Origin of the sequence: Leisingera aquaemixtae (assembly GCF_019801145.1) — a bacterium.
GTDB classification, from domain to species: Bacteria; Pseudomonadota; Alphaproteobacteria; order Rhodobacterales; family Rhodobacteraceae; genus Leisingera; species Leisingera aquaemixtae_A.
Genome location: NZ_JAHVJQ010000006.1, coordinates 161,833 through 174,312, shown reverse-complemented (window position 1 = coordinate 174,312; position 12,480 = coordinate 161,833). Strand labels below are relative to the sequence as shown.

Genomic DNA, 12,480 nt, shown 5'->3' with positions numbered 1-12,480 from the left:
AAGCATTAATAAGTGTAAATTCCGCTGCGAAAGCCGTGCTGACCCGTTCCCAAGCCGGCAGGGGGTATTCAGATGAGTATACGTCACAAAAGTTCCACCGCACTTGCCAATCCGCTGATGCGGCGATGCCTGGCAAAGGTGAGGGGGTTCCTCAGGGAAGAGGACGGCGTGCTCGCCAATCAGGCGCTGCTCTGCTTCCTTGCCATGCTGGCCATCGGCGGCATCGGGGTCGACCTGATGCGGATGGAACGCGACCGGACGCATCTGCAGTATACGCTGGACCGCGCGGTTCTGGCCGCTGCCGACCTCGATCAGGAATTGGAGCCCGCGGTGGTTGTGCAGGACTACCTCAGCAAAGCCGGGCTCAGCGAATACTACAGCACCCCGACCGTCCAGCAAGGTCTGGGTTACAAGAGCGTCGAAGCCACGATCGACACGGACTTCGAAGTTCATCTTCTGAGGTTCGCCGGCGTCGAGGAGATGCCGCTTTACGCGAACTCACGCGCCGAGGAAACCATCGGCAGCGTCGAAATCTCCATGGTGCTGGACATTTCGGGTTCGATGAACTCGGGCAACCGCCTGGTGAACCTGAAGGCAGCCGCGAAATCCTTCGTGACACAAATCACCAGCAACACGGATATCAGCAACCTGTCGATCTCGATCATTCCCTATGCCACCCAGGTGAATGCAGGCCAGGCTCTGCTCAGCAAGTATCCCAATGTCTCGCAAGAGCATGACTATTCTTACTGCGTGAACTTCGTGTCTGACCAGTTCAGCAAGCACACTCTGTACCAGAATGAAGTCATGGAGCGCACCGCGCATTTCGACACGTTCACCTACTCCGAGAACATGATCGACCGCCCGGTCTGCCCGACCCGGGACGGTTCGGCCATCTTGCCCTTCACCAACGATGCCGCCGAACTGCATGCCTACATCGACAGCCTGACAGCCTATGGCAACACCTCGATCGATATCGGAATGAAGTGGGGCAGCGCCCTGCTGGATCCGACCGCACGCAACGTCGTGAACGCGCTGGTTGCTGACGGCGAAATCGACGCGAACTTCCTGAACCGGCCGACCGACTATGGCAGCGGCGACACCCTGAAGATCATCATCCTGATGTCGGACGGGCAGAACACCAACCAGTACATGCTCAATCCCTCCCGCCGGGACGGGATGTCGGATGTCTGGTATAACGCAGCGGCCCCCCACACCGACAAGATCTACTCGGACGACGATTCCGTCGGCGTTTACTCCATCTACCACTCGAACGGGGAAAAGAACTACTACTGGCCCCATATGGGCAGGTGGGAGGACCACCCGTACGGTCAGGGCACCTACCAGCAATGCAATGAAAGCGGGCAATGCGAAGAAAAAGCAGAGGAAGGCGGGGAAAGCCTTAAGCAGCTGACCTATCAGGAACTGCATGCCCAGGTCTCCTTGGCCCATATCGCGAAACATCTCTATGAGTTCAGCAGCAGCGCCTGGGCCGACTGGTTCAACGCCGGCCGCTATTTCCACAACCGGACCGCCAAGGACCAGCACACCAAGACAATGTGCAACATCACCAAGGATCAGGGCGTGATCATCTACTCGGTCGGCTTTGAAGCCCCCTCCGGCGGCATCAAGGTGCTGGAGGACTGCGCCAGCTCGCCGGCCCACTTCTTTGACGTGGAAGGCCTGGAAATCTCCGACGCCTTCTCCTCGATCGCAACTTCCATCCGCCAGCTGAGGCTGACCCAATGATACGCCGTACCACACAAGCCTTGCGCCGTTTCAGGCAGCGCGAAGATGGCAATTTCACCGTGGAATTCGTCATCGTTCTCCCAGCCTTCCTGATGGTCCTGATGTCCACCGTCGAACTGGGCATGATCAACCTCCGCCACTCGCAACTGGAGCGGGCGGTGGACCAGACCGTCCGCGACATCCGCCTCAGCACCGGCGGCGACATGACCCATGACGAGCTGCGCGACCAGATTTGCACCCTCTCCGGCTTCATTGACGAGTGCGACACGTCGCTGCGCCTGGAAATGCTGCGGCTTGACCCCTTTGCCTGGACGCCGATCGACCCGACCCCGGACTGCATCGACAACGCCGAGGACGTTCAGCCAGTGCGCACCTTCGTCAACGGCCAGTCCAACGAGCTGATGTTCATCCGCGCCTGCATGAAGTTCGAACCGATCTTCCCGACCTGGGGCTTGGGCAAAGATCTGAGCAAGGACGGCGACGGCCGCGTCAATCTGATCGCATCATCCGCCTTCGTCCAGGAACCGAGGTAACGCCATGCTGACTCTCCTCTCCCGCCGCCTGTCCCGGCATCTGCCCGGGTCCGCCCGCCGCTTCGTAAACAGGACCGATGGCAACATCACGCTGGAGTTTGTTCTCTACGTCCCGCTGCTTCTTGGCATGTTCACCGCCATCTACACCTTCTTTGACGCCTTCCGGCAGGAAAGCATCAACATGAAGGCGGCCTATACCGTGTCAGACCTGATTTCACGGGAAACCAACTATGTGAACGAGGACTATATCGACAGCATGTACGCGCTCGCCCAGGAACTGGTGCGCGGCGACAGCACCCTGTCGACCCGCATCTCGGTCATCCGCTGGGACGAAGCCGATGAGCGTTACTATGTCGACTGGTCCAAGGTGCGCGGCAGCGCCTACGACGAATGGGCCGATGGAACAATCAATGCCGTCAAAGATAATCTTCCGGCGGTGCCCGATCAGGAGCGTGTGATCCTGGTGGAAACCTGGAACGAGGTCCAGCCGGCCTTTGACGTGGGCATCCCGATGTTCGATCTGGAGAACTTTGTCTTCACCCGCCCGCGCTTTGCACCGCAAGTCGTGTTCCTGGAGGACAAGGGCAACGGCAACAACCACAACGACAACGCGGAGAAGGTTTCGCCGCCCGCCTGATCACCCTCCGACTCAATCAGCCCTGGCCGCGCTGCATCAGCATCGCGGCCAGAATTTCTGACATCGCCTTGCCCTGCGATCCCGGCGTCACCCCGCCAATGCCGATCCGGCGGCCTGACCGCCACCACAACCCCGGCATCCAGGCCCTGCTGCCTTGGGTGCCGGTTCGGATCAGGAAACCGTTGGACGGCTTGAAGGCAAAGAAGCCGCGGTCGATAGCTTCGATATCCTCCACCCGCGCGATCACCTGTCCGTCCGAGCAGCGCAGCTCTTCTGCCGTCAATTCGATCCGGTGGACAGTTGCCTGCCACATCCGCACCGCCAGCCACAGCGCGGCAGTGCCGACCGCCACCAGGAACACCAGCCAGGCAGGCGACGGCGGCGCGGCAAAGGCGACGTAGACCAGCAGCCCCCCCGTCAGCCCCAGCATCGCCGTTCCCATGACACGCCGGCCGGCCGATGCCTCAATCGTGGCCAGAACTTCCTTGCTCATTCGCTGCTCCCCTTTGCTGCCCTGCCGGGCATAGACCGGATCGGCAAAAGAAAACAGCCCCCGGCGCACCGGGGGCTGAATGCAGCCGTGCTGGTCGGGGAAACTTATTCCGCAGCAGCGCGGCGCACGACCACCTCGTAACCCGGCTCTTCCGGCTCATCGTCGATCAGTTCCTGCGGGAAGCCCGGCGCGGTGATCGACAGGCCGGTGGCCTCTTCCAGGCGCTCGATCATCCGGTCCGACTGCGCCCGCTCGCCATAGCGGCGCTGGCCGTCCTTCATCATCTCGATCATCAGGGGCGACAGCTCCAGCGGCACGTTGTGGCGGTCGGCCAGGGTCTGGAACAGGCCGATGTCCTTCATCACCAGATCCATGGTGAAATTCACATCGCGCGAACCCGACAGGATCAGCTGGCTTTCGGTCTCATGCGCAAAGGAGGTGCCCGACGACATCGAGATCGCCTCGAAGGTCATGCCCAGATCCATGCCGCAGGCCTTCATCACCGTCAGCGCTTCCATGACTGCCAGCAGGTTCAGGTTGGCCAGGTAGTTGGTCATCACTTTGAGGGTGGAGGAGTTGCCGATCTCCCCCACATGCAGGATGCGGCGGCCCATGGTGGTCAGGATCGGCAAGATGCGGTCGAAGGTCGCGCGCTCGCAGCCTGCGTAGATTGAGATATTTCCGGTATCGGCGCGGTGGCAGCCGCCGGAGACCGGGCAGTCGACCGGCTCGCCGCCGCGCTCGACAATCAGGGCGCCGAGGCGTTTCACCTCTTCCACGTCAGTGGTGGACATTTCCATCCAGATCTTACCGGGTTTCACATGCGGCAGCATCTCAGTGACCACCGCATCAGAGGCCGCCGGGCTGGGCAGGCAGGTGATCACCGCATCGCAGTCCTGCATCATCTGTGCCGGGCTGCCGCCTGCCTTGGCGCCGCGCTCCATGAATTTTTCAACCAGCGCCGCGTCCAGGTCATGCACAGCCACATCCAGCCCGTTGCGCACTAGGCTGCCCGCCAGCTTGCCGCCAACATTGCCGAGGCCGATGAAGCCGATCTTCATATCCGTTTTCATGTCCCGTTTCTCCTCCCGGGGTAATCGCTTGCAAAAGGGCTAGCTTGACCTCAACTAAAACAAAAACGAATAATAACGCGACCTGACCCCAAGAATTTTTGCAACGTAAATGTCCGATCTGCCCAACCTCGTCTGGCTGCGCGCCTTTGAGGCCGCCGCCCGTCTGCACAGCTTCACCGCTGCCGCTGATGAGCTGGGCCTGACCCAGGCCGCCGTCAGCCACCAGGTCCGCAGCCTGGAGAAAAGCTTTGGCATCACTCTGTTCATCCGCCGCGCCCGTCATCTGGAGCTGACGCAGCTGGGCCACGCCTACTACCCCTCGGTAGCGCAGGCGCTGACCGACATTGCCTACTCCACGCGCGGGCTGCTGGGGCATGCGCAGACCCGGACCGTGACCCTGCGGGCGCCGGTCTCTACTGCGGTCCTGTGGGTGGCGCCGCGGCTGGGGGCCTTTCACGCGGCGCACCCGCATATCCGCATCCGTCTGATCTCCGCTGTCTGGGCCGACAGCACCCAGGACGAGGACGTGGATATCGACCTGCGGCTGGGGCCGTCCGGCTGGTTCGACCGCCGCGCGCATTTGCTGGCAACCGAAAGCGTGATTCCGGTGGCCCAACCGCAGCTGGCGGAGCAGCTGAAATCGGTGGATCAGCTGTTCGGCCAGACTCTGATTCACATCCACGGCTACCAGGACCACTGGCTGCGCCTGTCGGAGCAGGCGGGCGTGCCGCTCAAGGACCGCTCCGCACCGCTTTATGTCGACACCTCATTGGCGGCGATCGAAATGGCAGCCTCCGGCGCCGGTGTGGCCATGCTGATGCGCCGCTATGCCGAACTGCCGCTGTCGCTGGGCCGGCTGGCGCCTGTGGCGGGCGCGGAGATCCCGATGGGCCAGGGCCACTACCTGATGCCCGCCGCCGGCGAGGCCCCCAACAGTGCTGAGGTTGCCATGGTGCGGGACTGGGTCGTCTCCTTGTTTTGTTAAGAAAAGCCTCCGGCGCGTCTTGCCCGGCGGCTTGACGACGGATACCGTCCGCCCATGCCCTGGCCACAGAACACCCCGCCCCAGCGCGACGGCGACGCAGCCGCGGGAATCGAAGTCACCGACGGATTCGAGCGGTTCTCGCAACGCAACGACATCTTCACCCGCGCCTTTTGGGATGACCGGGTAAAGTCCAAGCACACAGCGAAATTCTTCTCCTCCTACCGGATGGAAGCGGCGCCCCGGCGCGGCGACGGGTTTACACAGCGCGACTTCGCCCTGCGCAATGCGGCCTGGCTGATTTCCGACGTGGTCTCCTCACGGCGGGCGCACGAGGGCATCCGCGAAGGGTTCCAGGCCGCCATCCGCCCGGATACTCCGGTGGCCAAGGACGCCCTGGAGATCGACGACCCGGCAAAGATGTCCGCCGAGATGAAGCGCATCGCCAAATTCTTCGGTGCCGACCTCTGCGGTATCACCGATCTGGATGAACGCTGGCTTTACACCGCCCGCGTCGATGCCCGCGACATGTCCGAAGCGCCGCATGATCTGCCAGACGGGCTGACCAGCGTGATCGTGCTGGGCCATGAGATGGACAAGGAGCTGGTTGCCACCTACCCCTCGGCGCTGGCAGGCGCTGCGACGGGGCGGGAATACAGCCACGAAGCCTCTATCGTGATGCAGCTTGCCGCCTATATCCGCAACCTGGGGTATGAGGCGGTGCCGTCAATGAATGACACCGGGCTGGTGATCCCCTACGCGGTGAAGGCAGGCCTCGGCGAATACGCGCGCAACCAGATGGTGATCACACCCGAGTATGGGCCGCGCCTCAGGTTCTCCAAGATCTTCACCAATCTGCCGCTCTCCCATGATGGGCCGCAGCCGCTAGGTGTGAAAGAGTTCTGCAACATCTGCACCAAATGCGCAGACGCCTGCCCGGTCAAGGCGCTGCCCTATGGGCCGCCCTCCACCGAAACTGCCAATGTCTCGGCAATCAAAGGTGTAAGGAAATGGACCTCTGACGCCGAGAAATGTTTTTCCTTCTGGGCCAAGATGTCCTCGGACTGCGCCATATGCATGCGGGTCTGCCCGTTCAACCGCGACTATTCCAAGCGCCGGAACCGGCTGTGGCTGAAACTGGCGCTGGGACCGCTGCGCAAGCTGGCACTGCGGCTGGCCGGAAGCCATGGCGGCCGCAGAAAACCATCTGAATGGTGGCAGCAAGCCGCCGGAGGAAAGCAATAGCCCGCGCCGCCGTGAACAAGCGCCGGGCGGGGCTTCAGGATGACAGCAGCGGAAGCGCAAACACCTCCTCCTCTGTCTGCAACCCCTTGAGGCTTTGCGCCCCCAGCGAACACCCTTCCAGCCCCGCCCTCTGCCGGAACTCGGACGACACCAGCAGCGGTTCGCCCAGTGAGCCGCATAGCCCCGCCACCCGCGCCGCCAGGTTCACGTCGCGCCCGATCACGGTGTAGTCGAGCCGCATGCCGGAGCCGACATTGCCAAAGGCCACTTCGCCAAAATGCAGGGCGATGCCAACATCGAATTGCGGCGCAGCGGTACGGGCCGCAACCCGTGCCAACGCTTCCCGGGAGGCGCCCAGCGCCCGGGCACAGGTCTGCGCCCCGTCCTCCTCATCCCGGAAAACCGCAAGGACGCCGTCACCTATGAATTTCAGCACTTCCCCGCCGGCCGCCTCGATGGGCGGCACGATGCAATCGTAATAGGCATTGAGCAGCCCGGTGGCGCCTTCGGCGCTCATGCCTGCTGTCAGTTCGGTAAACCGTCGCATGTCGACAAACAGGATGGCAGAGCGGATCCGCATCACCTCGCCCCGGCGCACGTCGCCCGACAGGATCCGCCGCTGCGGCTCCTCGCCGGCGTAGATCCTCAGCACCTCCTGCATGGCCCGGGCCGTGGCGAGCACCTCCTGGCAGGCCGCCATCGCCGGAAGCACGGCGCGCAGAAACAGGAGGTCATCCTGCGAAAACCCCTGCGGCTCGCGGGTGGCAAAGCTGAAGATGCCCGCGGTGCCGATCGCCATGAACACCGGTGCCATGATGTAGTGGGTATACCCTTCTGCCTTCAGGTCCGGAACGATCCCGTAGCGGTCATCCGGCGTGTCCGGCAGCCACAGCACCACCCATTCTCCGGTCCGGTGCACATCGGCAGCGGGGGAACGCGCGTAGCCGTCGCCGCTATCCGCGTTGAACGGAAACAACTCGCTACGGGTGCCTTGCCCGTGTTCCCAGAAGCGGGCGCTAGCAACCGCCTCCGCGTGCAGCAGCTGCACGATGGAGGCCGCCCGCTGCAAGGGCACCCCCGCAGCCCGGATCAGGCTGCACATCTTTTCCAGCACCTTGTCCGGGTCCTTGGCCGCCCGCCCCTCCCCCAGCATATAGGAGATCAGGCGCACCGCCGCGCCGCGCCGGTCCGGCGGCAAGCGGAGTAAAAGATCGGGAGCATCCGTCATATGCACAGGCTACGCCGGCTGCTCCGCACCCGGCAACAGGGAAGCTCCCGCCCGTCCTTGGCGCCTGCGGCACCGCGTCCCGTTGGGCCGGGCAGCCCTGCGGGCTGCTCCGCGTTCTGTTCACCCGCGCACAGGGCGCGTGAAACCGCCCTGGTTTCCCCGCTGCTCCGCACAACCTATCTTAACGGCACACACCGTTCACAGGAGGCAGGCAAATGTCCCTCAGACCCATCCTCGAAACCCGCCCGGCGCAGCCGCATACCGAGGGCGCGGGCGTCAAACTGCACCGCGCCTTCGGCTTTCAGGACCCGTCGGAACTGGACCCGTTCCTGCTGTTCGACGACTTCCGCAACAATAATCCGGAGGACTACCTGCGCGGCTTCCCCTGGCACCCGCACCGCGGCATCGAGACCATCACCTATGTGCTGGCAGGCACGGTCGAACACGGTGACTCGCTGGGCAATGAAGGCACCTTGGGCGCAGGCGACGTGCAGTGGATGACCGCGGGATCGGGCATCCTGCATCAGGAGATGCCCGCGGGCAACGCCAAGGGTCAGATGCACGGCTTCCAGCTGTGGGGCAACCTGCCCGCCAGCCAGAAGATGACCGCGCCGCGCTACCAAGACATCAAGGGCACCGAAATCCCTGAGATCATCGACGACGACGGAACCCGGGTAAAAGTGATTGCCGGCGATTTCTGGGGCAAGCGCGGGCTGGTCGACGGCATCGCCGCCGACCCGCAGTATCTGGACGTCTTCATCCCGGCAGGGGTGAAAAAGACCCTGCCGATCGACACCTACCGCCGGGCCTTTGCCTATGTGTTCGAAGGTGAAGCGGCCTTCGCCGATGCCTCCGCCCCGCAAGGCGTGCTGCTGGAGAAGGAAGTCGCAGGCCAGGAGGTCAACATCCGCGACCTGTCCGGCGACCGCACCCTGATCCGCTTTGGCACCGGCGATGAGATCACCGTGCAGGCCGGGCCGGATGGCGTGCGCTTCCTGCTGATCTCCGGCGCGCCGATCAACGAGCCGGTGGCCTGGCACGGGCCGATCGTGATGAACACGCAGGCCGAACTGCACCAGGCCTTCCGCGACTTGCGCAACGGCACATTCATCAAGCCCGCGCACTGACCGGGAAAACCGGTGCCCACTTTTCCCTGTGCGCGGCGCATCAAGCCCGCGCACCGGACGGGAAAACCGGTGCCCGCTTTTCCCTGTGCGCGGCGCATCAAGCCCGCGCACCATCCGGATCGGCCCGCCAAACCCACGCCTGATGTGCTATACTCCCCCTGTCCAATGACCGATGGGGGGAGTGATGATTATCCGGGTGTTCCGTGCCACCGTCCGTGACGACAAGATCCAGGACTTCAAGGCCTTTCTGACCGATACTGCTGTGCCGCACGTGCGCCGCCAGCCGGGCCTTGTTTCGGTCACCGCCGGGCTGCCGCGGCCGGATTCGCCCGCCACCTTCTGCGTGGTGATGGTCTGGGAAAGCGTCGAGGCGCTGCAGGCCTTTGCCGGCGAGGACTGGGAGCAGCCGCATGTGCTGCCCGAAGAGGACCCGATGGTGCTGAGCCGCCAGATCGACCACTACGACATGCTTGGACTGCTGAGCTGATCAGGCCGTCAGGCGCCGGAATACCAGCTGTACACGGTCTCCGCCCCCGCGCGCTCCGGCGTGAAACCGGATTTCTGCAGCACCCGGGCCGAGGCCGCGTTTTCCTGCATGACCCCGCCGGACAGCGTGACGCCGCTGCCGCGGAAATGCGCCTGCAATCCGCCAATCAGTTCGCTGGCCAGCCCCTGCCCCCAGGCGGATTCGGCAAAGAGATAACCCAGGTTCCGGATGCTGCTGCCCTCTTCAGGGAAGGACAGGATGATCAGCCCGACACCTTCGCCCGCCGCAGTGCAAAGGGCCGCCACTTCGGCCTGCTGCGACACCGCCGCCAGGAATTCGCGGCGGCTCTGATCGCTGCCCTGTGCCTGAAACCCGTCCGGCAGCCATTGCACCACCTTCGGCGCAAACAGGCCCGCCAGCTCCGCCGCCGTCAGATCCTGCCAGGGGGCGGCCCGCAGACGGCCGGTTTTCAGATCCAGCAGGCTCATGTGCTGACCGCCTTCTGCACCATGCCCCAATAGACCCGCTCCACCTCGTCCAGCGACAGCCGCCCCTCTGAGCGGTACCAGGTGTTGACCCCGTTCAGCATCGCAATCACCGCCAGCGTAGCGATCTTGGTGTCGGGAATGGCGAACACGCCCTGCTCGACCCCTTGTTTCAGGATCCCTTCCACGCCGTTCTCGTAGTCCCGGCGCAGCGATTCGATGACGGTGAAATTCTCCTCGGTCAGGTTGCGCAGCTCCATATAGGCGATGAACACCGCATCCGGGCGCTCCAGGTGAAAACGGATGTGAAAGCCGGTGAAGGCGCGCAGCCGTTCCAGCGCGCTGTCCGCCTGTGGCACCGAATCCCAGGCCGCCTGCAGCTCAGCCATATGGCCCGCCATCAGGTTGAACAGCAGGCTCTGCTTGTCCGGCGTGTAATTGTACAGGGCGCCCGCCTGCACCCCGACCTCCTTGGCGATCTGGCGCATCGAGACCGCTGCATAACCGTGCTGCGCAAACAGCCGCAGGGCCGCCTCGCGGATGCGGGGGCCGGTGATATCGGAGTGGGAACCTTGGGTGCGTGCCATGGGGCGACAATAACTGAACAGATGTTCAGAAAAAAGAGCGAATGCCGCCGCCCCATGCCTCTATCAGCCCGCGGCTGCGGCAACATCCCCAAACCGCCGCGGAAATTCAATTGTGCCAGCCCGCCGGACCTCCTAAAACCGGTCCAGCAGAGCATGGGGTTTGGGCAATGCAGTTTTGGACACGGATCGCATTTTTTCTGGCCGTGACGGCAGCCGCCGCCTGCACCCGGGTGCCAGAGCTGGAGGACCGGCTGACCCCCGACCTGCGCGGTGCGGACTACCCCGACCTCCTGCCGCTGGATGAGGCGCTGGAACCGCTGGACCCGCCGCAGCAGGCCGGCGAGGATCTGCAGGAGGAGCTCGACGCCCGCAGCGACCGCCTGAAACGCCGCGCCGAAGCCGTCAAAAACGCCGAACTCTGACCCCTCCGCGGCATTCCTGCCCGCACCGCTCCGCCTTGTTCCGCAGCGGCGTTGCACGCTTGCGCCGAACCCGCTAAGGCGGTGCGGACAAGTTTCGGACAAAGGACCTCCAGCCATGACAGAACCGCTTCGCCTAGGGATTGCAGGCTTGGGCACCGTCGGCATCGGCGTGGTGAAGATCATCCGCCGCCACGCAGCGCTGCTGGAGGCGCGGACCGGACGCCCTGTCGTGATTTCCGCCGTGTCGGCCCGCGACCCGAACAAGGACCGCGGCGTGCCGCTGCAGGATTACGTCTGGGAGACAGATCCCGTGGCGCTGGCCGTGCGCGAAGACGTTGATGTGTTCGTCGAGCTGATGGGCGGCCATAACGGTGCCGCCAAGGCTGCGACCGAAGCCGCCCTGGCCGCAGGCAAGGATGTGGTCACCGCCAACAAGGCGCTGCTGGCCATCCACGGTCAGGAACTGGCGGAACAGGCCGAGGCTGCGGGCCGGGTGATCCGCTTCGAGGCTGCCGTGGCCGGCGGCATCCCGGTGATCAAGTCCCTGACCGAAGGGCTGGCCGGCAATGAAATCACCCGCGTCATGGGGGTGATGAACGGCACCTGCAACTACATCCTGACCCAGATGGAGGCCACCGGCCAGGGCTACAACGCCCTCTTTGAGGAATGCGGCCGCCTGGGCTATCTGGAAGCCGACCCGAACCTTGATGTGGGCGGTATCGACGCGGGCCACAAGCTGGCGCTTCTGGCCTCCATCGCCTTTGGCACCAAACCGGCCTTTGCAAACGTGGAGCTGGAAGGCATCCAGCGCATCCAGCTGGACGACATCCGCGCCGCTGCCGACATGGGCTACCGCATCAAGCTCTTGGGTGTGGCGCAGCGCACCGCCCGCGGGCTGGAACAGCGCATGTCGCCCTGCCTGGTGCCCGACGATTCCCCGCTGGGCCAGCTGGAAGGCGGCACCAACATGGTGGTGATCGAGGGCGACTCGATTGAGCAGGTGGTGCTGCGCGGCCCCGGCGCCGGCGAAGGCCCGACCGCCAGCGCGGTGATGGGTGATATCCTCGACCTCGCCCGCGGCCTGCGCATTGCCACCTTCGGCCAGCCTGCCAGCTCCCTGCAGGAGGCGCCCGCCGCCCAGACCGGCCTGCCGGCGCCCTTCTACCTGCGGATGGGGCTTCTCGACAAACCGGGCGCGCTGGCCAAAGTAGCCGCCATTCTGGGCGAGGCCGGCGTGTCGATCGACCGGATGCGCCAGTACAGCCACAAGGCGCCGGTGGCGCCGGTGCTGTTCGTCACCCACAAATGCACCCGCGCCACCCTGGACGTGGCGCTTGAAGGCCTCACCGCTACTGACGTCGTCGACGGCACTCCTGTCGCGCTGCGCATCGAAGAGGTCTGAGCCGGGGGCAATCCGGTGAAAATCGGCAATTTT

14 protein-coding genes are annotated in these 12,480 nt (G+C 64.1%); 9 read left to right on the top strand and 5 right to left on the bottom strand.

Features of this window, described 5'->3' with window-relative positions; all coding sequences use genetic code 11:
* Nucleotides 1–72 precede the first annotated feature (72 nt).
* Genes KUW17_RS15865 through KUW17_RS15855 form a run of 3 tightly spaced genes read left to right on the top strand, consistent with a single transcriptional unit; the run spans nt 73 to nt 2,916 of the window.
* Complete coding sequence (locus KUW17_RS15865; RefSeq protein ID WP_222480860.1) at nt 73–1,746, top strand: TadE/TadG family type IV pilus assembly protein; 1,674 nt, start codon at nt 73–75, stop codon at nt 1,744–1,746.
* Nucleotides 1,743–2,279 (top strand): TadE/TadG family type IV pilus assembly protein, encoded by a 537-nt coding sequence (locus KUW17_RS15860; protein ID WP_222480858.1) that lies wholly within the window; start codon nt 1,743–1,745, stop codon nt 2,277–2,279. The genes KUW17_RS15865 and KUW17_RS15860 overlap by 4 nt, the downstream gene beginning before the upstream one ends.
* A gap of 4 nt (nt 2,280–2,283) precedes the next feature.
* On the top strand, nt 2,284–2,916 hold the full coding sequence (locus tag KUW17_RS15855; protein ID WP_222480856.1) for a TadE/TadG family type IV pilus assembly protein: 633 nt from the start codon (nt 2,284–2,286) through the stop codon (nt 2,914–2,916).
* A 16-nt stretch (nt 2,917–2,932) separates the two neighbouring features.
* Here KUW17_RS15855 and KUW17_RS15850 read toward each other — a convergent pair whose 3' ends face one another.
* Nucleotides 2,933–3,409: a hypothetical protein gene (locus KUW17_RS15850; protein WP_222480854.1), complete on the bottom strand. Its 477-nt coding sequence runs from the start codon at nt 3,407–3,409 to the stop codon at nt 2,933–2,935.
* Nucleotides 3,410–3,513: 104 nt separating this feature from the next.
* A complete protein-coding gene (locus tag KUW17_RS15845; protein ID WP_222481172.1) occupies nt 3,514–4,470 on the bottom strand; it encodes an NAD(P)-dependent oxidoreductase in 957 nt (318 codons plus the stop codon).
* A 121-nt stretch (nt 4,471–4,591) separates the two neighbouring features.
* On the opposite strand from KUW17_RS15845, the gene KUW17_RS15840 reads away from it, so the two are divergent.
* Complete coding sequence (locus KUW17_RS15840) at nt 4,592–5,467, top strand: LysR family transcriptional regulator (protein ID WP_222480852.1); 876 nt, start codon at nt 4,592–4,594, stop codon at nt 5,465–5,467.
* Nucleotides 5,468–5,521: 54 nt separating this feature from the next.
* Nucleotides 5,522–6,709, top strand: a complete 1,188-nt coding sequence (locus KUW17_RS15835) for a reductive dehalogenase (RefSeq protein WP_222480850.1) — start codon at nt 5,522–5,524, stop codon at nt 6,707–6,709.
* Between the two features lie 34 nt (nt 6,710–6,743).
* On the opposite strand, the gene KUW17_RS15830 is transcribed toward KUW17_RS15835, so the two are convergent.
* A complete protein-coding gene (locus KUW17_RS15830) occupies nt 6,744–7,937 on the bottom strand; it encodes an adenylate/guanylate cyclase domain-containing protein (protein ID WP_222480848.1) in 1,194 nt (397 codons plus the stop codon).
* 215 nt (nt 7,938–8,152) lie between these two features.
* Here KUW17_RS15830 and KUW17_RS15825 point away from each other — a divergent pair, with 215 nt between their 5' ends.
* Both KUW17_RS15825 and KUW17_RS15820 read left to right on the top strand, forming a co-directional pair.
* Nucleotides 8,153–9,064: a pirin family protein gene (locus KUW17_RS15825; protein ID WP_222480845.1), complete on the top strand. Its 912-nt coding sequence runs from the start codon at nt 8,153–8,155 to the stop codon at nt 9,062–9,064.
* Nucleotides 9,065–9,248: 184 nt separating this feature from the next.
* Nucleotides 9,249–9,551, top strand: coding sequence for an antibiotic biosynthesis monooxygenase family protein (locus KUW17_RS15820; protein WP_226430105.1), 303 nt, complete (start codon nt 9,249–9,251; stop codon nt 9,549–9,551).
* A gap of 8 nt (nt 9,552–9,559) precedes the next feature.
* Here the strand turns inward: KUW17_RS15820 and KUW17_RS15815 are convergent, their stop codons facing one another.
* On the bottom strand, nt 9,560–10,039 hold the full coding sequence (locus tag KUW17_RS15815; RefSeq protein ID WP_222480842.1) for a GNAT family N-acetyltransferase: 480 nt from the start codon (nt 10,037–10,039) through the stop codon (nt 9,560–9,562).
* Nucleotides 10,036–10,623, bottom strand: a complete 588-nt coding sequence (locus tag KUW17_RS15810; protein WP_039184136.1) for a TetR/AcrR family transcriptional regulator — start codon at nt 10,621–10,623, stop codon at nt 10,036–10,038. The genes KUW17_RS15815 and KUW17_RS15810 overlap by 4 nt, the downstream gene beginning before the upstream one ends.
* 167 nt (nt 10,624–10,790) lie before the next feature.
* Between KUW17_RS15810 and KUW17_RS15805 the strand changes: the two genes are divergently transcribed.
* Nucleotides 10,791–11,045, top strand: a complete 255-nt coding sequence (locus tag KUW17_RS15805; protein WP_222480839.1) for a hypothetical protein — start codon at nt 10,791–10,793, stop codon at nt 11,043–11,045.
* Between the two features lie 115 nt (nt 11,046–11,160).
* Nucleotides 11,161–12,447 (top strand): homoserine dehydrogenase, encoded by a 1,287-nt coding sequence (locus KUW17_RS15800; protein WP_222480837.1) that lies wholly within the window; start codon nt 11,161–11,163, stop codon nt 12,445–12,447.
* Nucleotides 12,448–12,480: the final 33 nt, after the last annotated feature.